The sequence below is a fragment of the Chryseobacterium phosphatilyticum genome, assembly GCF_002899825.2.
GTDB classification, from domain to species: domain Bacteria; phylum Bacteroidota; class Bacteroidia; order Flavobacteriales; family Weeksellaceae; genus Chryseobacterium; species Chryseobacterium phosphatilyticum.
In genome coordinates this window covers 110330-131568 of sequence record NZ_PPED02000005.1, presented here as the reverse complement: position 1 = coordinate 131568, position 21239 = coordinate 110330, and the positions used below count along the sequence as shown (strand labels likewise).

At 36.1% G+C, this 21239-nt stretch carries 21 protein-coding genes and 1 riboswitch; of the genes, 7 read left to right on the top strand and 14 right to left on the bottom strand.

Annotated features, from left to right (window positions below):
• Positions 1 to 30 precede the first annotated feature (30 nt).
• Positions 31 to 136, bottom strand: a riboswitch (SAM riboswitch).
• A gap of 243 nt (positions 137 to 379) precedes the next feature.
• Positions 380 to 1420: a T9SS type A sorting domain-containing protein gene (locus tag C1631_RS19325; RefSeq protein ID WP_109713770.1), complete on the bottom strand. Its 1041-nt coding sequence runs from the start codon at positions 1418 to 1420 to the stop codon at positions 380 to 382.
• A 155-nt stretch (positions 1421 to 1575) separates the two neighbouring features.
• On the opposite strand from C1631_RS19325, the gene C1631_RS19320 reads away from it, so the two are divergent.
• Positions 1576 to 2448, top strand: coding sequence for a helix-turn-helix transcriptional regulator (locus tag C1631_RS19320; RefSeq protein ID WP_165828343.1), 873 nt, complete (start codon positions 1576 to 1578; stop codon positions 2446 to 2448).
• Positions 2449 to 2541: 93 nt separating this feature from the next.
• Here C1631_RS19320 and C1631_RS19315 read toward each other — a convergent pair whose 3' ends face one another.
• Both C1631_RS19315 and C1631_RS19310 read right to left on the bottom strand, forming a co-directional pair.
• Positions 2542 to 2829, bottom strand: a complete 288-nt coding sequence (locus C1631_RS19315) for a hypothetical protein (protein ID WP_185144683.1) — start codon at positions 2827 to 2829, stop codon at positions 2542 to 2544.
• A 170-nt stretch (positions 2830 to 2999) separates the two neighbouring features.
• The gene (locus C1631_RS19310; protein WP_109713768.1) at positions 3000 to 4607 is read right to left on the bottom strand and encodes a fumarate hydratase; all 1608 of its coding nucleotides are present in this window, start codon (positions 4605 to 4607) and stop codon (positions 3000 to 3002) included.
• Positions 4608 to 4742: 135 nt separating this feature from the next.
• Here C1631_RS19310 and fumC point away from each other — a divergent pair, with 135 nt between their 5' ends.
• Positions 4743 to 6137: a class II fumarate hydratase gene (fumC, locus tag C1631_RS19305; RefSeq protein ID WP_103246561.1), complete on the top strand. Its 1395-nt coding sequence runs from the start codon at positions 4743 to 4745 to the stop codon at positions 6135 to 6137.
• Positions 6138 to 6314: 177 nt separating this feature from the next.
• A complete protein-coding gene (locus tag C1631_RS19300) occupies positions 6315 to 8303 on the top strand; it encodes a T9SS type A sorting domain-containing protein (protein ID WP_103247055.1) in 1989 nt (662 codons plus the stop codon).
• A 94-nt stretch (positions 8304 to 8397) separates the two neighbouring features.
• On the opposite strand, the gene C1631_RS19295 is transcribed toward C1631_RS19300, so the two are convergent.
• From C1631_RS19295 to C1631_RS19285, 3 genes are read right to left on the bottom strand one after another with little or no spacing between them, the layout of a single operon-like run.
• The gene (locus tag C1631_RS19295; RefSeq protein WP_103247054.1) at positions 8398 to 9438 is read right to left on the bottom strand and encodes an outer membrane beta-barrel protein; all 1041 of its coding nucleotides are present in this window, start codon (positions 9436 to 9438) and stop codon (positions 8398 to 8400) included.
• 31 nt (positions 9439 to 9469) lie between these two features.
• Positions 9470 to 10078 carry a hypothetical protein gene (locus C1631_RS19290; protein ID WP_123966743.1) on the bottom strand — a complete coding sequence of 203 codons (609 nt, stop codon included), beginning with the start codon at positions 10076 to 10078 and terminating at the stop codon, positions 9470 to 9472.
• Entirely contained in the window at positions 10065 to 10625 is a 561-nt protein-coding gene (locus tag C1631_RS19285; RefSeq protein WP_103247052.1) for an RNA polymerase sigma factor, read from the bottom strand. Before C1631_RS19285 ends, C1631_RS19290 begins: the two co-directional genes overlap by 14 nt.
• A gap of 208 nt (positions 10626 to 10833) precedes the next feature.
• Here C1631_RS19285 and C1631_RS19280 point away from each other — a divergent pair, with 208 nt between their 5' ends.
• Complete coding sequence (locus tag C1631_RS19280) at positions 10834 to 11025, top strand: bacteriocin-like protein (protein WP_109713766.1); 192 nt, start codon at positions 10834 to 10836, stop codon at positions 11023 to 11025.
• Positions 11026 to 11069: 44 nt separating this feature from the next.
• Here the strand turns inward: C1631_RS19280 and C1631_RS19275 are convergent, their stop codons facing one another.
• From C1631_RS19275 to C1631_RS19240, 8 genes are all read right to left on the bottom strand, one after another.
• The gene (locus C1631_RS19275; RefSeq protein WP_103247051.1) at positions 11070 to 11810 is read right to left on the bottom strand and encodes an ABC transporter ATP-binding protein; all 741 of its coding nucleotides are present in this window, start codon (positions 11808 to 11810) and stop codon (positions 11070 to 11072) included.
• Positions 11811 to 11813: 3 nt separating this feature from the next.
• Positions 11814 to 13280 carry a DUF5687 family protein gene (locus C1631_RS19270; protein ID WP_109713764.1) on the bottom strand — a complete coding sequence of 489 codons (1467 nt, stop codon included), beginning with the start codon at positions 13278 to 13280 and terminating at the stop codon, positions 11814 to 11816.
• Positions 13281 to 13330: 50 nt separating this feature from the next.
• Positions 13331 to 14980: a DNA repair protein RecN gene (locus C1631_RS19265; RefSeq protein ID WP_109713762.1), complete on the bottom strand. Its 1650-nt coding sequence runs from the start codon at positions 14978 to 14980 to the stop codon at positions 13331 to 13333.
• Positions 14981 to 15056: 76 nt separating this feature from the next.
• Positions 15057 to 15962 (bottom strand): type IX secretion system protein PorD, encoded by a 906-nt coding sequence (gene porD, locus C1631_RS19260; protein ID WP_109713760.1) that lies wholly within the window; start codon positions 15960 to 15962, stop codon positions 15057 to 15059.
• A gap of 37 nt (positions 15963 to 15999) precedes the next feature.
• Positions 16000 to 17205: a bifunctional phosphopantothenoylcysteine decarboxylase/phosphopantothenate--cysteine ligase CoaBC gene (gene coaBC / locus C1631_RS19255; protein ID WP_109713758.1), complete on the bottom strand. Its 1206-nt coding sequence runs from the start codon at positions 17203 to 17205 to the stop codon at positions 16000 to 16002.
• A 120-nt stretch (positions 17206 to 17325) separates the two neighbouring features.
• Positions 17326 to 17649: a DNA-directed RNA polymerase subunit omega gene (locus C1631_RS19250; RefSeq protein ID WP_027372958.1), complete on the bottom strand. Its 324-nt coding sequence runs from the start codon at positions 17647 to 17649 to the stop codon at positions 17326 to 17328.
• A 42-nt stretch (positions 17650 to 17691) separates the two neighbouring features.
• Complete coding sequence (locus tag C1631_RS19245) at positions 17692 to 18687, bottom strand: outer membrane protein assembly factor BamD (RefSeq protein ID WP_103247047.1); 996 nt, start codon at positions 18685 to 18687, stop codon at positions 17692 to 17694.
• 103 nt (positions 18688 to 18790) lie between these two features.
• Positions 18791 to 19420: a TetR/AcrR family transcriptional regulator gene (locus tag C1631_RS19240; RefSeq protein ID WP_027372956.1), complete on the bottom strand. Its 630-nt coding sequence runs from the start codon at positions 19418 to 19420 to the stop codon at positions 18791 to 18793.
• Positions 19421 to 19516: 96 nt separating this feature from the next.
• Here C1631_RS19240 and C1631_RS19235 point away from each other — a divergent pair, with 96 nt between their 5' ends.
• Genes C1631_RS19235 through rnpA form a run of 3 tightly spaced genes read left to right on the top strand, consistent with a single transcriptional unit; the run spans position 19517 to position 21232 of the window.
• Entirely contained in the window at positions 19517 to 20143 is a 627-nt protein-coding gene (locus C1631_RS19235; protein WP_109713756.1) for a TatD family hydrolase, read from the top strand.
• Positions 20136 to 20861, top strand: coding sequence for a tRNA threonylcarbamoyladenosine dehydratase (locus C1631_RS19230; RefSeq protein WP_103247045.1), 726 nt, complete (start codon positions 20136 to 20138; stop codon positions 20859 to 20861). Before C1631_RS19235 ends, C1631_RS19230 begins: the two co-directional genes overlap by 8 nt.
• On the top strand, positions 20861 to 21232 hold the full coding sequence (gene rnpA, locus C1631_RS19225; RefSeq protein ID WP_103247044.1) for a ribonuclease P protein component: 372 nt from the start codon (positions 20861 to 20863) through the stop codon (positions 21230 to 21232). Before C1631_RS19230 ends, rnpA begins: the two co-directional genes overlap by 1 nt.
• Positions 21233 to 21239: the final 7 nt, after the last annotated feature.

Here is a 21239-nt window from a genome sequence, read left to right as displayed (position 1 = left end):
GAAATGGAATTCATATAAGAATATTGACTTCACTTATCTCCCCCATCGGGTTGGAATTAGCACCTTTGCACTTCTGGAATTGTGCAGGTTGCTAAGGTTTCATTGGGCCAAATCCCTCCACCTTTCTTGATAAATCTACTGCAAAAGTAGACTATTTTTTTCAATATGCAAAAAAAGCAGAGCCACTTACTTGAAAATGGGTTGTCATGACTATTCGTTTATTTTATTTTTATTTCTGATTTTCCTGCTTGACTTTTAATCCCTATATCCATAAAAAAGACCCATGAAAATCTCATGAGCCTTCTAATAAAAGTAATTGTAATGAACTATATTTTAACCGAAAAATCGGAAGATATACTAATTATGATCATGAAAAACATCAGTCTTTTATAACTTTTGTAAATACTGACTGACCATTTTTCAATTTTAACTCTACAATGTACAGTCCATTAGAAAATGTTGTCATATCAATACGATTATCTGATACTTTGACATCCATTTTCTGTCCTATTGTATTGATAATACTTACACTTTCAATAGCGGTATCTGCTTTTATGGTCAGAATTCCTTTTGTAGGATTTGGTGAGATTCTCAGATTAAAGTTTTTTAGTTTAATATCTGAAGTACTTAATGCAGTTTCTGTTTTAATACATCTCACAGAAGAACCTTGTCCTCTGGATGCTCCTGCAGAAGGATTGGCCAGGATATTTCCTATATACAGGTATTTCCCTCCAAGTCCGGAAGTATCGGAGCTCCAGAAATATCCTCTTTGTCCTACAAATGTAAAGTCTCCACTGCCTGAACCTCTGTATCCCCCTGCAGGTAATTTCAGATGACTACTATATGCAGTAGCTGGATTTACAATATTTTCGGCACTTATTAATGATGCCCAGTCTGCCTGTGAAGGCATTTTCCAATCAGAACCAATCGCTTTGCAAGGGTCTACACCGATATAATCTTTAGCATCTTCAGGAGCTTTGGCCGTCCATGTATCTGTTGACTCAAAACCAGCCCACCAGGCCGGAGCGCCTGCAATATATGATGCTGTTGTAATCCCTACCGGGTTGTTGGGACTCGGGGCAGGACTCACTGAAGAGTTTCTCAATTGGTGCCCATCATCCCATCTGCCCCACTGAAAAAGATCACCATATGAATCCTGATCTGCCACTGCTGACGCCACCTTTGAGCTTCCAAGATTCTGTTGAAGCCATATTTTTCCATCTGCACCTCTTACTGTGGCATACGCAACCGGTTGTCCCTGATACGTAAAGTTGACGCATCCTAAATCTCCTGCGCTTCCTCCCGGATCTGTATTGCTGCAGTTTTGTGGTGTTATCTGGGCAGATACAGAATTTGCGGTCAATACAATTATTGCAGTGATGCATGTTTTTCGTATGGTAACATATAAATTTTCAAGCATATAATAATATTATTTTTATTTATTCTAAATTTAATTTAATTTTGCGCAAAAGTACCGTACATAATTAACCTGGGGTTATCATTTCCCAACTTTTAGTTATCCTATACGATACTTTATTGATTGTACGTTGTGCCGTTGCTGTAAACATGTGTTGTATGAGGAACCAACAAAAAAACGGAATATTCTTCAGATCTTCAGATATTGAAATCATCATGAAGGAGGAAGTACCACCTGAAATGGGTGTAGGATCTTATCTATTTGAAAATAAATCAAGTTTTAATCTGCTTTTTTTATTGAGTTCAAATATCAGTATGAAACCTGATAAGCTCCGTCCAAAAATTGTACTGCAAAAAAATCAATACCTGCTTCATTACACCTCAGAAGAAAACAAAACCGAATGGTGGTCAACAAATGATGAAACATTGAAGTATTTGCATATAAAACTCAGATACAAATATATTTTTAACCTCATCAACCCGGAATATAATAAAGAAGGTGTACAAATACTGGAAAATATGATTCAAAATAACTTTATTTTTTTCCATGAAGAAACTCCTCCTACAATGACTGTTGAAATGCATATGATTATCAAAGAAATGATCAGTTATTCTAAGGAGGGAATCCTGCGAAAATTGTTTATGCAAGCCAAAGTCATCAAGCTCCTCATTCTTATTTTTGAGCAATTCAATGAAAAAAGCGTGGTGGGATCATCCCCTAAAATACCTGAAACCGTAAAGAGATTTATTGATGAGAATTATCACAGAAATATCAGAGCTGAAGAAATCGGAAGACTGATTGGAATCAATCAGAATAGTATCAGAAAAGAATTTAAGGCACAGTATCATACTACAATTGCCCATTATATTTTAGAATTAAGAATGTTGAAGGCCAGAAAGCTGATTACCAATAAAGACATTATGATTAAAGAGATAGCCATCGAGTGCGGATATGAGTATATTCAGAATTTCACGCGCGCATTTAAAAAGAAATTTGGGGTATCTCCGGAAAATCTTAGAAATAATACATAGAAAAACCGCTTAAATTTTTTAAGCGGTTTATATATGTTGTTTTGCTTTGATATTACTTTTTCAGAATTCAGGTGAAAAAGCAATGACAATCAATTAATGATGATGTCCGTGATCGTTGTGAATGAAAGGTCCGTTCCCTTTAGGTTCGTTAAAAATAACCTCTACTCCTTCCTGCTCATACATTTTCTTTCTTCTGATATCTTCAGGATCGAAAGGCTTTACTTTTCCGAAATATTCTTTCAGACCTTCAGTTAACCACATTGGGATAACTAATCCGAAGAACATAAAAATACACCAGAATCCTACTAAAAACATAGTAATGAAAAATACAGTCCAAAGGAACTGGTAGAACGGCCAAAATGCTGATAAAATCGTTATCATTCTCTAAAAGATTTTAGGCAAAAATAAAGCTTTTTTCTTTTTTACACAAAAGATAAGCACTCTATTTTATTATTTATTTTAATTCTACATAGATTTTAAGGCAGTGGGACACGAAATATAAGATAATATAGTCATCTACGACCTCGTATTCTTACAGTCTCTTATTCTGATTAATGGGCAAGATTTGCAAAGAAGTCATTTCCTTTATCATCAGTAATAATGAATGCTGGGAAATCTTTTACTTCAATTTTTCTTACGGCCTCCATTCCCAGCTCTGGAAAGTCGACAACATCTACAGACACAATATTATCTTTTGCAAGAATTGCTGCAGGCCCTCCGATAGATCCAAGGTAGAACCCTCCGTATTTATTACATGCATTGGTAACATCTTTGCTTCTGTTTCCTTTTGCCAGCATAATCATGCTTCCCCCATGGCTTTGGAATTCGTCAACATATACATCCATTCTTCCGGCTGTAGTAGGCCCGAAACTTCCTGAAGCCATTCCTTCCGGTGTTTTTGCAGGTCCTGCATAATAGATAGGGTGATTTTTGAAATATTCCGGCATTGGTTTTCCACTGTCGATAATTTCTTTGATCTTAGCGTGAGCAATATCTCTTGCTACAATCAGTGTCCCGTTTAGCTTTAATCTTGTTTTGATCGGGTATTTCGAAAGTTCAGCCAAAATCTCAGGCATTGGCTTATTCAAATCAACTTCTACGGCTTCTTCCAGATGTGGTGGTGTAGCTGGTAAGAATCTTTTAGGATCTTGTTCCAACTGCTCAAGGAAAATACCTTCTTTTGTAATTTTCCCTTTGATATTTCTATCTGCAGAACAAGAGACTCCCATTCCTACCGGGCAAGAAGCTGCATGACGAGGGAGCCTGATCACTCTCACGTCGTGGGTAAGATATTTCCCTCCAAATTGTGCTCCAATAGCACTTTCCTGGCAAATTTTCTGAACCTTAGCTTCCCACTCAAGATCTCTGAATGCCTGACCGGCTTCGTTACCTTCTGTCGGAAGATGATCATAATATTTTGCTGATGCTTTTTTTACCGCTGCAAGATTTGCCTCTGCTGAAGTACCTCCGATGACCAACGCCAGATGATAGGGTGGGCAGGCAGCTGTTCCAAGATCTGAAATTCTTTCTTTGACAAATTCTTCAAGAGATTTTTCGTTCAATAAAGATTTTGTCTTTTGATATAAAAATGTTTTATTCGCAGAACCTCCTCCTTTTGTTAAGAACAAAAATTCATAATAATCTCCCTTTTTAGCATAGATATCAATCTGTGCAGGAAGGTTTGACCCTGAATTTTTCTCGTCAAACATCGTTAAGGGAACAACCTGAGAATATCTTAAGTTCCTTTTCTGATAGGTATTGTAGATTCCACGGCTTAAGAATTCACCATCATCTACTCCTGTATATACATTTTCTCCTTTTTTTCCCATTACGATTGCCGTTCCAGTATCCTGACAAGAAGGAAGGGCTCCTTCTGCAGCCACTGCAGCATTTTGTAATAAGTTGTACGCAACAAATCTGTCATTATCTGTAGCTTCAGGATCATCAATGATTCTTTTAAGGCTCTCTAAGTGAGATGAACGCAACATGAAAGAAACATCCGCCATAGCTTCTTCAGCTAATAACTCCAATCCTTTTGGATCAACCGTTAAGATTTCTCTGTCACCTAATTTTTCAACCTTTACATAGTCTGATGTAAGCTTTTTATACACCGTATCATCTTTCTGAATCGGATACGGATCCTGATATCTAAAGTCCATTCAATTTTTGTTTGTGCAAAAATACGGCTTCCGTAAAAAACATGAGTAAAATCAGTGATTTCCATTGATATTTATAATGATTATAAATTGTGGATTTCTCCGGTTATGAGTAACTTTATAAAAATTTCAATCACAATGAATTACAGAATAGAAAAAGACACCATGGGAGAGGTGCAGGTACCTGCTGATAAACTTTGGGGCGCACAAACGGAACGTTCCAGAAATAATTTTAAAATCGGTCCCGAAGGTTCTATGCCTCATGAGATTATAGAGGCATTTGCCTATCTTAAGAAAGCTGCGGCTCATACCAACACAGATCTTGGTGTACTTCCTGCTGAGAAACGAGACATGATTTCTAAAGTTTGTGATGAGATTCTGGAAGGAAAATTGAATGATCAGTTTCCTTTGGTAATCTGGCAAACGGGTTCCGGAACTCAATCGAACATGAATGTCAATGAAGTTATTTCAAACAGAGCTCATGTCAACAACGGCGGCACATTAGGTGAAAAATCAGAAATTCACCCTAATGATGATGTCAATAAGTCTCAGTCATCCAACGATACTTATCCTACGGCTATGCACATTGCCGCCTATAAAAAAGTAGTTGAAGTAACGATTCCTGCTGTTGAGAAGCTAAAACATACGCTTGCTGAAAAATCAAAAGCTTTCAAAGATGTTGTAAAAATAGGGAGAACACACCTGATGGATGCTACTCCATTGACTCTTGGACAAGAGTTTTCGGGGTATGTGGCACAATTGGAATTTGGCTTAAGAGCTTTAAAAAACACATTACCTCATCTTTCTGAGCTGGCCTTAGGAGGAACAGCTGTTGGAACGGGACTTAATACACCCAACGGCTATGATGTAAAAGTAGCAGAATACATTGCGAAGTTTACCAATCTTCCTTTGGTTACAGCTGAAAATAAGTTTGAAGCACTTGCTGCTCATGATGCAATCGTAGAGAGCCATGGAGCATTGAAGCAACTTGCTGTATCCTTATTCAAAATCGCTCAGGATATCAGATTATTGGCATCAGGACCACGTTCCGGGATCGGAGAAATTCATATTCCTGAGAATGAACCGGGATCTTCGATCATGCCGGGAAAAGTAAATCCTACTCAAAATGAAGCTCTGACTATGGTTTGTGCTCAGGTTTTAGGCAATGACACCACGATCTCATTTGCAGGAACACAAGGAAACTACGAACTGAATGTTTTCAAACCGGTAATGGCGTATAATTTCCTTCAGTCTGCTCAATTGATTGCTGATGCTTGTATTTCGTTCAACGATCATTGTGCGGTTGGTATCGAACCAAACTATGAAAGAATTAAAGAACTCGTTGACAAATCTCTAATGCTTGTCACTGCTTTAAATACACATATCGGATATGAGAACGCAGCAAAAATTGCAAAAACAGCTCATAAGAACGGAACTACTCTGAAAGAAGAAGCCATTAATCTTGGGCTGCTAACTTCTGAGCAGTTTGATGAATGGGTAAAACCGGAAGATATGGTGGGAAGCCTCAAATAACACTAACGTACTGCCTGTATTACAATTACAGAAAAAGAGATTATTCCAGAAATAGTCTCTTTTTTTTATTTTCAAGCAGCAATAACTATAAAAATTTATAAAAAATACAATCAAATATTCATCATAATATAATTATTGCTAAATTTAAATTAAAAATAAAAACTAAAACAAGAATATATGAAAATTCGTTTATCAAAATGGTTTATCTTAAGAAAAACCCATCTCCTACTTCTCTTTATGTGTACAATGAACACCTTATTGTATGCACAAAAAGTATATGTAAGCAGCCAAAACAACCAAATTTATGGGCCATGTGGCGGCTGCTCCGTTGATAATCCTCAGAATATTGTGGGACCTGATGAAAGCAATTACACCTCCATGATAATTCCTCTGGGACTTGGGGCAAGGATTGAACAAACCCTTATTTTCCCGTCTGTAAAAACGCATACGAAAGTTGCAATTGGTATAGGAACCAATATTTCTGGTTTATCGGTTCAATTATTGGCAGGTGTTTCCATAGAAACTTTTAACGGGAATACCTCAAACAACGATTATAGAATCGTTAATAATGAAATGCTTAAAATCGGGCTTACAGGCATCAATTCAAGTAAAGGAACTATAGAGTTTATTACTACAAAACCTTATGATCGTGTCAGAATAAGTTTAAATGCAGGACTATTAAATCTGAACGGAGGACTTAATCTCTATTATGCCTATCAGCTGGATAACAGAGTGTATGCAAGCAGTGAAACACATATTGCCTACTCTGAAAGCTGCAACAACTGTAGTGTTCAAAATCCCCAAAATGCAGTTGGGCCCAATGAAAATGACCATTCTACATTAACGATTAGTACTTATGGAAACGTAAGAAATATTCAGCAGACTCTTTTTTTTCCTACAACCAGAACTTTCACTAAACTTGTGATCGGTGTTGGAAGTGACAATAAGCCTATCAGCCAAATTATAAAAGACAGAACTTTTATCCGAACAATAACGGAAGATGATGGAACAGCAGAACCAATTGTCGATCAACTTAAAGTAGATCCACAAAATCCTAATCGGGGTATCATAGAATGTATTACGTCATTGCCTTATAAAGGAGTCAGATTCTGGCTGCATGGCATCAACGAATCTAACACTGGATATTATGTTGATGACTTAAAAATCTACTATGCATATCAGGAAGAACTTAGTCTTGATGCATGTAAAAACGTTCCTTATGATCCGTTTTACTATTTTTCTTTTAATGGAAATACCAATAGTACGAAATTCGGATTCAATCTTCATCCATCAATCCTTTTTCCTGAATTTAAAAATAATATAGCATGTCAGCAAGGTCTCACCTCAACAACGTCACCTTATGCCCTCGAGAGTCCGGACATTCCGCAATCTCTTTACACCGGAGACATTACTGTTGCATTCTGGGCTAATATAAGACCTGGCGACCCACTTATTCCAGATCCTAATGATCCGGGCGAATATCTTCCCCCTACAAAGCCACAACCTTATCTCAAATTAGAGGCTTTTGGTGAGAAGTTTCACATGGATTCCAAACACCTTATGATTGGTGAAGAATTTGATGGCGGACAAATTAGCCAGCCTGGCGGATATGCCCACTATGTTTTAGTCCTGAAAGCAAATGGAGATATAGATAACGCATGCATCTATGTAAACGGGCAATTGGGTGGTGACTCTATTGATGAAAACGGAGCGTGCACCCTATGGACACAGGAAAAGCGAATTAATCACAAAAAAATCAAAATTGCTCTTGACCGGGCAGATATTGATGAGCTGATTATTTACAATAAAGCCCTCAATGAAAGTGAAATACGCCTGCTTTACCATTCTTATAATATCAGTCAAAATAATGCATCTATCATATCAACATCATTATCAAACAAAACACAACCGATTACCCTTCCGGAGAAAGACATTCTCACCTTATCTCCTAACCCAACTACCGGAAACATTACCTTCAGTGGAAATATTTCTTTAGAGGGTGCTGAAATTTTTGTGAGTGACACCTTCGGAACAGAGGTATTCCGTACCAAAGTAAAATCAAAAATTCTGGAGCTTCCTCAAAGGTTACCAGGCGGAGTTTATATCCTTACCCTTCAGACGAAAGATAAAAAAATATTTACCCGTAAAGTTTTTTTGACAAGGTAAATCACCCCCCTTTTTGTTTCTGATGTTTTCCACTTAAAATTAAAGACCCGTCTTACTACTGTATGACGGGTTTTTATAATATATTGCACCATTTTTACCATCCCAATGCAAGTCCAAAAATCAACGCTTTATCACTTTCAAAGCGTCCATCTTTAAAGAAATTTCCAAAATCTTTTTTAACGAAAACACTGAAATCACCATAAGATACTGTAAGCTGACCGCCATAAATAAAAGGATTTACCTGATAATTTTCCCGTTCTCTCTGGCTGATTCCTTCTCCTTTTATGATATTATTCGTTGACATTCTGACTCCCCCATACACATTAGCTCCTACCTTAAATCCTTTATCATATTCTCTGTATTGAATGTCCAATCCAGCATTTTTTAATTTCGAAAAATTATATTGTACACCTACCGGTACCATAATATATCCTGTTCTCAGTTTACTTTTACTAAGATTTTTATCAAATTTCTCGAGATAAACATCAGCGTTGGCATCTTTTGTAAAGAACATATTATTTTCAACATTTAAAGTTCTCCAGGAAAATCCAATTCCGGAAATTAATCCCCAGGGACTGGTTCTGCTAAACTGACAGTTCAATTTGAGTCCAAATTCCAGATTTCCTGCATAGCCCAGGTTTTTATCAAGACTATTATCTGTCTTTGAGTTGGTAAGATTCATAATTCCATAAGAGATATAGCCTGTAATGTTTTTGGTAGGACGAAACTTTTTCAAAAGTTTTTCTCTCAGTTCTTCTTTGGAAGTAACATCATTATTCAGAAGAGAATATCTTACCTGTTTTTGAATAACATCATCCATGTCAAAACCAAGACTTTCAATTCTCTGATCTATTTTCAGTGAATAACGGGAAGCGATCTCGGCCTTTTGTTTATTAAACTCAGCTTTATCAAGGTTTTGTCCCTGAGCAATCAAGAGCTCTTCTTCCATCAACTTCTTTTCTTCTTTAATGATGGCATCTATTTTTCTTGCATATTCATCAACTTTTTCCTTTACAATAGGACTTACCTCCGTATCTTCTTTTGAAGGAAGATTAAATTTGAAAGGTTTTCTTTGTGCATATACAGATCCGGATATAAGGCATACGAACCCCAGCATGATAATTTTATTAATCATAGTATTGTTTTTTGTTCTTTATAAAAATTTATTATCTCCCGTTCAGATCGATAGTGGCGACCTTACTTTCTTTGGTTTTCTCAATCACATCCTTGTGTTCTACAGAAAAAAGCAGGGTTTCAGGGTCTACATATTTTTTCTTCTTCACCGGAGCTTTTACAGTATCCGCCTGCGCTATAATTTTTGTTTGAGGATAGGGTATATTGATGGTTTTTTTATCTAAAACCGGTTCTTTAGAAACAAGCTTTTGATCAATCGCAGGAACAGGAGAAATGATATTTTCTTTTGTTTCCTCTGGTCCCTTATTTTTTATAATTTCATTCTTATTTTCTTCCACAGCCAACGGGCTATCTTTATGATCAGGTATGACGGACTGTTGCGGAGCAGAAGGTTTATTTTCTTCTTTCGCAATTTTTGAAGAATTATCTACTGAGGTTTCTCCGGAAAAAAACAAAATACTACTTAATCCCAAAACCATGATAAGGCAGGCAGCCCCTAAAAACCAGCCCGTTTTTGATGATGACCGATTTTTGCCTCCTTGTTGCTGTATTTCTGACCACAGATCCCTTGAGGGTTCAATTTCTCTCTTTTCCATCTGTTTTTTGATCTGCAACTCAAGATTATCTTTAGACATGTTCATTTTTCAATTTTTTTTGTTGTTGAAAGTAAATCTTTCTTAATTTCTCTTTGGCTCTGAACAGCTGAGTTTTACTTACTGCAACAGAAATTTGCAAAGCATCGGCAATTTCCTGATGTGAATACTCTTCAAGAACATAAAGATTAAAAACCATTCTATAGGCATCCGGGAGCTGGCTCAGAAGTTCCTGTGCATTAAAATCAAAATCAATTTCAGGGTTATCACTATCATCATAAAAAGACAGATTGACTTCATCGAGGTAAAAAACCGTTTTATGGCTTTTGATAAAATTCAGGCATTCATTGACAACAATTCGTCTTGCCCAACTTTCAAGATTAGCTTCTCCCCTGAAGCTTTCAATATGTTTAAAGATTTTACAAAATGCCTTGATAAGACAATCTTCAGCCTGATACAGATCATTTACATAGCTTTTGCTTACACTTAGAAATCTTTTTACATTTTGTTCATAGAAAAGTTTTTGTGCCACCGGATCTTGTTTTTTCAGACGGCTCAACAAATCATCTTTTTTATTTCTGAACAAAAGCTTCATTCTTATATTGTTTCTATTATTAAAGACAATGAATAGTAAAAAAGGTTACACAAAAAAATATTTTTTTTGAATTATATGCTTGAAATGGTTTTTTTAAAAAAATCCCGCACATCACTCAGTATATTTAAAAGTCTAAAAATCAAATTTTTAACAGCTTAGTTTGCATTTTTTTCATACATTAGAGATCTAAAAATTAAAATCCAAAACCATGAAAAATTTGAAAAAAGTAAACCGAAATCATTTAAAACAGGTTCTTGGAGGGAACTCTGCATTTACATGCTCCGGAAGGCTACAATATCTTGTTGCTTTTAACGGGTATTATGCCTGCTGTAAAGAAGAAGTGCAAAACCCTTGCTCAACGACGGTCATGTGCCTGCTTCCCATAGGAATGTGTGAGTAAAAAATTGAAAAGGTCAGAACATATAATTTCTGACCTTTTTATTATTACAGGGTTACGTTCGGCTCTTCTATTTCAGGAGCAGATGAAACCTGCTCTGCAAAGTAATATTCGAGATCTTTCAAAGTTTCAGGGTTGGTCTGAATATCTTTTACCAACCTCCCTTTGTTTACCACTACAATTCTGTTGCATACTTCTGTGGTATGTGATAGATCGTGGCTGGAAATAAGGAAGGTCACGCCATCCTGCTTTGACAATTCCTTGATTAAATTCTTAAGCTTGATTTGAGTAGACGGATCAAGATTGGCAAAGGGTTCATCAAGAATGATAATTTCCGGATGTCCAATAATGGCACCCACTATCCCTACTTTTTTCTGATTTCCTTTTGAAAGATCACGGATATATTTTCCTGATGCAAGAATTTCACCATTGAAAAAATCATGAAACGGTTTTAAAAATTCATCTACAGAAGCTTTATTCTGCCCTCTCAGCTCTCCAATGAAATAAAAGTATTCTTCAGGGGTAAGATACCCTATCAAAAAGGAATCATCCACAAAAGCTGAAACTTTATTTTTCCAGACTTCAGACTCGTTCACTTTAATTCCGTCAATGCTCACTGAGCCTGTGGTTGCCTGGATAAGATCAAGCATTAAGCTGAAAAGGGTTGTCTTCCCTGCTCCATTGTTCCCTACCAGACCAAATGTTTCTCCATTGGGAATTTCAAGATGCTCAATAGTAAGAACGGTTGCTGTTCCGTATGTTTTGGATAAATTATTGATATTGATCATGATTTAAGCTTTATTTTTAAACGCCTCAAGGGTGCTGTATTTTTCTCTTTTATAATGTTTTACGATGATTTCGAAAATCTTCTCCCTCAATAGAAAACCGGCAAATCCTAATACGGCAATACTTACCACTCCGGCAGCCATTCCAAAGAAATATTTCGCAACCGCAAATACAGCCATTGGAAGTAACATTTTGGGAATTAGCAAAAGCATAGAAACCATATTAAAACTGTTTTTCTGTCCTAATCTTTTCTCCTTTGAGTTGAGATCGATCTGGCTTTTATTAAATGCTCCGGACCAAAGGGTAAATTGGGAATTGACGCCAATATTATACAACCCTGCAGCAAAGAAAGTAATATAGACCTCCCATCCGAAATAGGTATAAAACAATGCTACAATAATAGAAACGGCTGTCATAATGTTCATGAGCCACCATTTAGCTTTTAAATATTCTTTATACGGAACATTCAATGTCATCATCAAAGGATAATAGGAGCTATCGAAAGCCGGAACCCGCTGTCCGAATAAAAATTGAAATCCACCGGTTACAAAAAGCCCCATGAACATCATCATAGCCGGAGTTTTATATAGAGATGAAGAAAACATCAGCAATCCATAGAACAGGAACATGAAACTCCCAAAAAGTATTCCTTTGGTTACTTTGTTTCGTCTCAACATTTTAATATCATTATTGATAAATGTACCGATTGCTCCATATTTATTTAAAAATGCAATATTTTCTGTCTTTCCGATTGTTTTCTTAGCTTCAAGTCCCTGATCCAGATAAAATTCTTTCCGGATATATCTAAAACAAAGCATCCACAAACCGGCAAATAAAACCAGAGGGATCAATGCAAAGTAATAGGAATCATAAAAGCCGTAAAAAAACAGTTCCGAATAAGACAGAATAGGAATAATATTATAGTATCCCAAAGCCCCCAGTATTACACAGGTTATTCCCGCAACAACTGCTATAGTTTCTCTATCATTAAAGAAAATATTCAAAAAGCTGTTCAGATAAAACAAGCAGGAAATGCCTGCAAACCATACAAGAACTCCGGGGAGACTATACCCTTTAAACAGAAGAATACATGAAAAAGTAAAAAAGAAGAGGGAATTCAACCAGCTAAATGCGGATAAGAAAGTTTTTACCAGCATATAATTGACCAATGTATTCTTCCTGATGTTTAAGGTGAGAAATGGTTTTATATTCTGGGTGGGTATCTCCTGCCAGAGATATTTTAGGGCAAGGTCGATGATCCAGGCGACAATTAAAAATTTAGAAACAACTTTTAACGGATCCTGATGCATTTTCTCTTCTGCAAAGAAATAGATAAGAAAGGCTCCTCCTGCAAGACACCCCATAAAATAGAGAATCCCGATAAACCGAAGGATTTTCATGGTGAGATTGATCCCTAAAGAAGTACCACGGAAGAAGCTTTTTATTTCAAGCCTAAGGAACTTTAGAAACATAAGTTAGTTTTTTACATTAGTCAATACAATGCAAAATATGTTACAATCTTTTACCCAATTAATTCTTTTGCCTGTGCTAAGGCTGCTTCCGTAATTTTGCTTCCTGAAAGCAGTTGGGCAATTTCGTTCAGTTTTTCTGTCTCACTTAAAGGAATGATCGTGGATTGGGTTTTCCCTGCAATATCCTGTTTCACTACCTTATAGTTGTCATTTCCTTTTGCAGCAACCTGTGCAAGGTGGGAGATCACGATTAATTGCATATCCTGAGACATTTGCCGCATGAGATTTCCGATCTCTTCAGCTACTTTCCCTGAAACTCCGGTGTCGATTTCGTCCAGGATAAGAGTTGGTAGCTCGTCACTTTCTGCAATAATTTTCTTTACAGCAAGCATTACTCTTGATCTTTCACCTCCTGAGATAGCGGTCTGAATAGGTTTCAAGGGAAATCCTGAGTTCGCCTGAAACAAAAGCTGTATATTTTCTTTCCCGAACGAATTAAATTCGGATGCCTCCTGAAGCTCTATATCAACTTTAGCTTTTTCGAGGCCCAGTTTTTTCAGAAGGGATTCTGCCTTTTTAATAAAAACAGGAATACTTTTTTTTCTATTTATTGAAAGTGTATCAGCAAGAGCCTGAAGAGTTTTCTCCTTTTCAGCGATGTTTTCTTCGGTTTCTATGATCTGTGCCTCCAGTTCTGAAGCTCCTCTCTGGTCACCGGCAAGTTCATTTCTAACGGCGATCAATTCGTCAAGATCGGAAACATTGTGTTTGAGAAATAATGAATTGATTTTATTATTTAACTCAGTAAGGTAAATCAGATTTTCCGGGTTGATCTCCACCTTTTCAGCTTCTGTTTCCAACTCAGAAATAATATCCTTCAGCTCAACAAAAGAAGTTTCCAGTCTTTCATTCAGCTCTGCAAAACCGGTAGAAACTTCAGCGATTTTAGAAAGCTTAGCTTTGGCTTCATTAAAAAAGGAAAGAATTCCGATTTCCTCCTGATGGAATCTTGCTAGGATCTGGCCAACATTTTCAGAAATCATGCCCGCATTTTCCTGAATGGATAGTTGATTCTGAACCTCTTCAAAATCTACATCATCCAGTTTTAATTCTTCCAACTCATTGAGCAAAAACTCTTTATAGTCACTTTCTTTGGTAGTCTCTGAAAGTTGCGTCTTTAATTTTTTAAGTAAGACTTTCAACGTCTGGAAATCTGAAAACTCCTGTTGGTAGTTTTCAATGCGTTTTTTATTCTCTGAAAGTCCGTCAATAATTTTAAACTGATATTCTGAGGTGAAAAGATTAGACGTTTCAAATTGAGAATGAATATCAATTAATTGAGATGAGAGCTCTTTAAGGACATCCAATGTTACCGGAACATCATTGATGAATGCTCTGGATTTCCCTGAAGGAAGAATTTCCCGTCTTATAATCGTTTGTAATTCATAATCCAGGTCATTTTCGATAAAGAATTTTTTAAACTGATTATTAAGGTTAAATTCAGTTTCAACAATACTTTTCTCCTCTGCTTTAGATATTGATTTCACATCAGCCCTTTCTCCTAAAATAAGTCTGAGAGCTCCTAAAATAATAGATTTACCTGCTCCTGTTTCCCCGGTTATTACCTGTAAACCGTTTTTCAGTGATACCTCTAGAGTATCAATTAAGGCAAAGTTTTTAATGTAAATTCTCGAAAGCATTGATCAATGACTGGTTACTTTAAATGCAAATATAGAACTTTAAGAGTGAGGATTCAAGAGTAGAAAAACAGAGTCTCTACACTTTCCATTTATTCCACTTATTATCAATATTTTTTGGGGAAAGAATGATCATGGTTTGTTTTAAATCATTAAGAATAATCCCTCCGTTATTTCCTGAGTTGAAAATATTAAAAATCTCATCACTTTTACCATCCATAAACAGGTTGAAAAAGTAACTCTGCTGGAAAGAATTTTCATACATTTTCAGCTGCATCAGCGCATCGAAAATTACTTTTTTAGCGGCAGTCTGGTCCTGATTGAAAAGATTATCCATCCCGGCTCTGTGGTAAGTATAGATTGTTGAACGAAGCTGACTCCAGTTAGGATTCATGATTTCATTTATCAGTATCGAACGACTTCGTGGTTCATTAATCGTATTCCATCCGTCATAGTTTCTGTTCTGAGAATTCTGGGCGATCTGCTGGGCTTTTGAAAACCACTGGGAACCTCCCATAGCCTGAAAACTATCTGCGTCATATCCCAAAATCATATATACATAAAAGCTGATAATATCGGTAAGGTTCTTACCGGAAAACTGTCTTTCATTAAAAATAAGATTCTCATTTTCAACATATTCAAAAGACATCCTTTGATCCTGTAAATTGAGTAAGGGAGATTCATAAGTTGTATTGAAAACAGGACGCACAGCCTGAATCACAATTGACCCCTGATACCTGTTACCGTCTTTTCCTGAGATAACAAGGGCAAAACCACATTTAATCTTTTCAAAATTCTGGAGTTTTTTACCTGTCCAGCTGGTATTATTTATAAAGTCGCGAAGACTCTTTTCCAAAGATTTATAGGCTTGCTGATTACTTCCCCCCAACTGTTGGGAATTTACCTGCACTGTCGCCAGAAGCTCCTGAGAAAATCCCGAAGTATATATGAAAAACAGAAAAAATAAACTTATAATTTTTTTCATTGTCTTATTAATAATTGAGAACGGAAATTTATTAAAATTATTTTAAAAGTTGAGATTCTACAAAATTGAGAATATCTTTTGCTACACTATCTTTTGATTTAAGATCAAATTCCTTCTTTTCGGTCTTCGTAAATATTTTGATTTTATTCGTATCATTCTTAAAACCGGCTCCTTCATCACGTAAAGAATTTAAAACAATCATATCCAGGTTTTTCTTTTCCAGCTTTCCTTTGGCATTTTCTTCTTCATTCTGGGTTTCCAGAGCAAAACCTACCAAAAATTGATGGGTTTTCTTTTCGCCCATTGTTTTAAGGATGTCCGGGGTTTTAACCAGTTCAATGGTAAGGTTGTCATCATTTTTTTTGATCTTTTCCTTTGCTACTTCTTTTGGTGCATAGTCTGCTACTGCTGCACTGGCAATTCCGATATCAATTCGGTCATAAAACTCAAATACTTTTGCGAGCATTTCTTTTGCAGAAGTTACTTTGTGCAATTCTATATTTTGATTGTGAAGCGTTTGCGAGCTTGGTCCTGAAATCAAAATAACTCTGGCCCCTCTTCTGGCTGCCTCTTCAGCTAAGGAAAACCCCATTTTCCCTGAAGAATGATTCCCGATAAACCTTACGGGATCAATGGCTTCATAAGTAGGTCCTGCAGTAATTAAAACCGTTTTTCCTTCAAGAGTTCCCGAGTGAGTATTTTCGGTGAAATAATGTTCAATGGTACTAAAAATGGTAGCAGGTTCTGCCATTCTTCCCTGTCCGATAAGTCCACTGGCCAATTCTCCACTTTCCGCAGGAATGATGGTGTGTCCAAAACTTTCTGCGCCCTCAAGATTTCTCTTTGTGGAAGGATGTACATACATATCCAGATCCATCGCCGGAGCAATAAATACCGGGCATTTTGCTGACATATAGGTTGCAATGACCAGGTTATCACACATCCCGTGAATCATTTTAGACAAAGTATTGGCAGTACAGGGAGCAACAATCATGACATCAGCCCATAAGGCCAACTCAACGTGGCTGTTCCAGGTTCCGTTATCACCATAAAAATCTGAATACACCGGCTTTCTGGATAATGTAGACAAGCTTAGCTTTGTTACAAATTGTTCAGCATCAGGGGTCATAATGACTTGCACTTCGGCTCCTCCTTTTACGAAATCCCTTATCAGGAAATGAATTTTATATGCCGCAATGCCTCCTGAAACGGCGATCAGTATTTTTTTACCGGAAACACTCATTTAGTTTTAATTTTTGAAATACTAAAATACTTATTTTTTCCCATAATCAGGCTTTAAAACAGCAAAGGTCATAAAAGAACCTATTCTTTTATGACCTTAATTTATTAAAAAACAAAAAAATTACTTTCTGTCTTCTGTTTTTCTGAAATAGATATCTTCATTCAACCATTCTTCAATGGCAATAGAAGTAGGTTTCGGAAGTTTTTCGTAATGTTTAGAGATTTCAATTTGCTCTCTGTTTTCGAAAACTTCTTCTAATGTAGAATTGTGAACAGCAAATTCATCCAATTTGTTGTGAAGTTCCGTACGGATCTCCGCATTGATTTGCTCTGCTCTCTTTCCCATGATAACAATAGCCTCATAGATAGAACCTACTTTATCTTCAATCTTATCCTTGTCGTAAGTAATCGTATTTACTTCTGCTTTTGTATCTTTTACACTCATTTTGAGAAAATTATTTTTATTTTAAGATGGCAAATTTACGAATTATCTTTGAATTTTGAAAGTCGCTGCAGGTGGAGGGGTCTTAAGTGCTGCACTATCCCTCTGCATCTGCTTTGCCTGCTTTTCGTTACTGATCTGATCTTTGATTTGCTGATCTGTTTTTGTCTTATCAGCTACTTTAGCAGCCTCTCTTTTTTGTCTTTCCGTCAAAGCAGCTATTCTTGCTTCTGTTTGCTTTTTAACGACAACAAAGTCTTTCTTTTCCTTTTCAAGCTTTGCTCTCAGATCTGAAGCCGTCTTGGCATATTCTGTATTCGGAAGTTCCTTCTCTACCAGTTTTGTATAAGTAAGAGCACTTTCAATACGCTCGTCTTTAAGACTGTATACAGATTTTGCAGCCAGTTCGTAACGGGACTTCATGATATAATCATAAATTTTCGGACGAAGTTTTGTACTTGGAAAATCTTCCAAGACATTTTCTAAGGCTACACTGGCAGCTTTAAACTCTCCCATCTTGAAATATTGTCTTCCATTCTCATAAGCCTTAAATTCTAATTTGTAAGACAATTCATCAATAAGCTGGGTAATATTTTTAGATCTTTCAGAATTAGGATAATTCGTCAGGAAGTCCTGAAGCTCATTAATAGCCAATTCTGTACTGGTTTGATCAAGATTATAATCCATAGATCCTTCATAATAACAAAGTGCCGACATATACGCCGCTTCTTCTGCTCTCGGATCTTTCGGAAAGTTTACTGCAAAATTTTTAAATTGGTGCCCTGCCAGCTTATAACTCTTATCATAGTAGTTGGCATAAGCGGTATTGAATCCTACATTAGGGAAATCATCCGTTCCTGCTACAAGATTGGCAAGCCTGTCATAAAGAGCCAATGCATTTTTCCAATTTTTTTTAGCAAAGTTATCATTCGCTGCCTTTAAGATAAAATCTTTATCAGCACTCTTCATTGCTTTTTCCTGGCGACTAACACATGAAGCGACCACTGCTACAGCAAAAAGACCTAAAATATATTTTTTCATATAAAAAATTCAACAGTTTTCGGATTATACAGCCGATTTACTAATTTGCAAAAATATAACTTTTTTGTCAATAGATTTTTTTTTATGAATATTTAACGTAATTTTAGTCTGCAGCGTATCCCAAAATTGCAAAAACACTCAATAAAAGATTCATTCTTACTTTTTTCTCGGCTTCTTTTGTGTACGTTTCTTCGTTTTTACTTGGAACGTAAAGCTCATAAAAATTTTTATTTCTGATCACAAATAAGGTAGATCCGATAATCATCGTAAGAATATCTTCTGGCTTTGGGGTAAAGGTGAAGACACCGGAAGCTACTCCTTTTTTAATCACTTCATCCAGTTTTTTCACAAATAACTGATAGAAATCTAAAAGTTCATCTTTTAAATTCTCGGTATGGCGTAATTCCTGAGTGACAAACCCATGGAAATAATTGTATTTAAATAATTGGGAAACGATATATTTAATCATTTCACGCATCTGCATTTCAGGCTTCCCATCTTTGATTGTATCGGCAAATTCGGAGAAATTTTCTCTGGTTTTCAGTACCCGATACTGATAAAGGTAAGACATCATTTTTTCTTTTGAACCAAAGTAATAGGAAATCATTGCGACATTGATATTTGCCTTCGAGCAGATATCTCTTACAGAAGTTCCTTCATACCCTTTTTTTGCGATCAGCTCTTCCGCAATGTCGAGTATGTGAATCTGTTTTTCTGTAAATTTTTTTTTCATAAAGTGTAGTTTGAGTAAAGTTAAGAAATTTTTAACACATTTATAAACGTTTGTTTAATAATTTTCTATTAATTAGAAATAATATTACTTTTGATTATGGAGTTTTTTGATTTTCACCATCATAAAATAGATGTCATAAACGGAATTTACAATTTAAACATTTCAGAAGTTCCGCCAGATATCTCTTATTCTATTGGCATTCATCCTCATGACATTGATCTTTATACGATTGAAAAGCAGCTAAACTGGATGAGAGATACAATGAGTGAAAACTGTTTTGCCATTGGTGAATGCGGCTTAGATTCATTGGTCCCGGTTGACCAGAAAATTCAGGAAAAAGTTTTTTTAGAGCAAATCAGGATTTCCAATGAAGTTAAAAAACCTATGATCATACATTGTGTCAGAAAATTTTATGAAGTTATTTCTTTTAAAAAGAAAGCTGAGCAAGCCATGATTATACATGGTTTTAATAAAAAAAAACAAATTGCGGATGATCTTCTCGCTCATAATTTTTACCTGAGTTTTGGAAAAGCTGTTTTGTATAATCTATCTTTGCAGGATATTTTAAAAAATACTCCAACGAACAGGATATTTTTAGAGACTGACAATGAAGATTTTAACATCGAAGAATTGTATCTAAAGGTTTCAGAATTGAAAGGAATTTCTTTGGAACGACTCAATGAACAAATTGTAGAAAATTTACACACAATAAAAAATGGATAAATACTGGCTGGAAAGAACGGAACTCCTCATTAAAGAAGAAGGTTTGGAAAAATTGAATAAAGCAACTGTTCTTGTTGTAGGATTAGGAGGTGTGGGTTCCTTTGCTGCTGAGTTTTTAGCTAGAGCCGGCGTAGGAAGTATGACCATAGTAGACGGTGATACGGTAGATATTACGAATGTAAACAGACAACTTCCTGCTTTACGGTCAACTGTTGGAAAACATAAAGTAGAGGTTGTTGCGGAAAGACTTTTAGACATTAATCCTGATCTTACATTAACGAAAATCAATGAGTTTCTGAATCCTGAAAGAATGGATGAAGTACTAGATTCGGCACCGTTTGATTATGTCTTGGATTGTATAGACAGTGTAACTCCAAAATTGAGCTTAATTATTTCGGCTAAAAGAAAAAAAATAAAGGTGATAAGCTCCATGGGAGCAGGTGGAAAGACTGACCCAAGTAAGGTGATGGTAAGAGACATCAGCAAAACCGAACATTGCCATCTTGCAAGGCAGATAAGAAAAAGGCTGAGAAAAGTAAAAATAGACAAAGGGGTACGTTGTGTTTTTGCTAATGATATTCAGGATGAGGAAAGCCTGAAAATGACAGACGGAACAAATTACAAAAGATCCTTTTATGGAACGATTAGCTATATGCCTGCAATTTTTGGGCTATATGCCGCTGCTGAAGTGATCAATCATTTAGTGAACAAAGATTAATGCAAAATTTCAAATATTCCAGCCCTGAAAAACTCAAAAAAAAGATTGAGATCAGTTTACTTTTTGAAAAAGGTAAATGGAGAACATCCGGAAATCTGAGAATAATTGTTCTAAAAGATAAACCGACACTCCCTATAGAAGAAGGTAAATTTGGTGTTTCTGTCTCTAAAAGATACTTTAAGAAAGCAGTTCACAGAAACCGTGTAAAGAGACTTCTTAGGGAATGCTATCGCCTGCACAAAGATCTTTACAGAGAAGCTTTTGGTGAAAAAACTCTTGGCATGTTATTCTGGGTTTCTCCGGAACTGCCTCAAAAGTTTCAGGATGTGGAAGCTCAGTTTATCAAACTTTGTGAATCACAAAAGAAATAATTATTCT

What these genes read in the sequence shown, in the direction of transcription:
- C1631_RS19325 (WP_109713770.1), bottom strand. Translation starts at nt 1,420, where the DNA reads ATGCTTGAAAATTTATATGTTACCATACGAAAAACATGCATCACTGCA.
- C1631_RS19320 (WP_165828343.1), top strand. Translation starts at nt 1,576, where the DNA reads ATGAGGAACCAACAAAAAAACGGAATATTCTTCAGATCTTCAGATATT.
- C1631_RS19315 (WP_185144683.1), bottom strand. Translation starts at nt 2,829, where the DNA reads ATGATAACGATTTTATCAGCATTTTGGCCGTTCTACCAGTTCCTTTGG.
- C1631_RS19310 (WP_109713768.1), bottom strand. Translation starts at nt 4,607, where the DNA reads ATGGACTTTAGATATCAGGATCCGTATCCGATTCAGAAAGATGATACG.
- fumC (WP_103246561.1), top strand. Translation starts at nt 4,743, where the DNA reads ATGAATTACAGAATAGAAAAAGACACCATGGGAGAGGTGCAGGTACCT.
- C1631_RS19300 (WP_103247055.1), top strand. Translation starts at nt 6,315, where the DNA reads ATGAAAATTCGTTTATCAAAATGGTTTATCTTAAGAAAAACCCATCTC.
- C1631_RS19295 (WP_103247054.1), bottom strand. Translation starts at nt 9,438, where the DNA reads ATGATTAATAAAATTATCATGCTGGGGTTCGTATGCCTTATATCCGGA.
- C1631_RS19290 (WP_123966743.1), bottom strand. Translation starts at nt 10,078, where the DNA reads ATGAACATGTCTAAAGATAATCTTGAGTTGCAGATCAAAAAACAGATG.
- C1631_RS19285 (WP_103247052.1), bottom strand. Translation starts at nt 10,625, where the DNA reads ATGAAGCTTTTGTTCAGAAATAAAAAAGATGATTTGTTGAGCCGTCTG.
- C1631_RS19280 (WP_109713766.1), top strand. Translation starts at nt 10,834, where the DNA reads ATGAAAAATTTGAAAAAAGTAAACCGAAATCATTTAAAACAGGTTCTT.
- C1631_RS19275 (WP_103247051.1), bottom strand. Translation starts at nt 11,810, where the DNA reads ATGATCAATATCAATAATTTATCCAAAACATACGGAACAGCAACCGTT.
- C1631_RS19270 (WP_109713764.1), bottom strand. Translation starts at nt 13,280, where the DNA reads ATGTTTCTAAAGTTCCTTAGGCTTGAAATAAAAAGCTTCTTCCGTGGT.
- C1631_RS19265 (WP_109713762.1), bottom strand. Translation starts at nt 14,980, where the DNA reads ATGCTTTCGAGAATTTACATTAAAAACTTTGCCTTAATTGATACTCTA.
- porD (WP_109713760.1), bottom strand. Translation starts at nt 15,962, where the DNA reads ATGAAAAAAATTATAAGTTTATTTTTTCTGTTTTTCATATATACTTCG.
- coaBC (WP_109713758.1), bottom strand. Translation starts at nt 17,205, where the DNA reads ATGAGTGTTTCCGGTAAAAAAATACTGATCGCCGTTTCAGGAGGCATT.
- C1631_RS19250 (WP_027372958.1), bottom strand. Translation starts at nt 17,649, where the DNA reads ATGAGTGTAAAAGATACAAAAGCAGAAGTAAATACGATTACTTACGAC.
- C1631_RS19245 (WP_103247047.1), bottom strand. Translation starts at nt 18,687, where the DNA reads ATGAAAAAATATATTTTAGGTCTTTTTGCTGTAGCAGTGGTCGCTTCA.
- C1631_RS19240 (WP_027372956.1), bottom strand. Translation starts at nt 19,420, where the DNA reads ATGAAAAAAAAATTTACAGAAAAACAGATTCACATACTCGACATTGCG.
- C1631_RS19235 (WP_109713756.1), top strand. Translation starts at nt 19,517, where the DNA reads ATGGAGTTTTTTGATTTTCACCATCATAAAATAGATGTCATAAACGGA.
- C1631_RS19230 (WP_103247045.1), top strand. Translation starts at nt 20,136, where the DNA reads ATGGATAAATACTGGCTGGAAAGAACGGAACTCCTCATTAAAGAAGAA.
- rnpA (WP_103247044.1), top strand. Translation starts at nt 20,861, where the DNA reads ATGCAAAATTTCAAATATTCCAGCCCTGAAAAACTCAAAAAAAAGATT.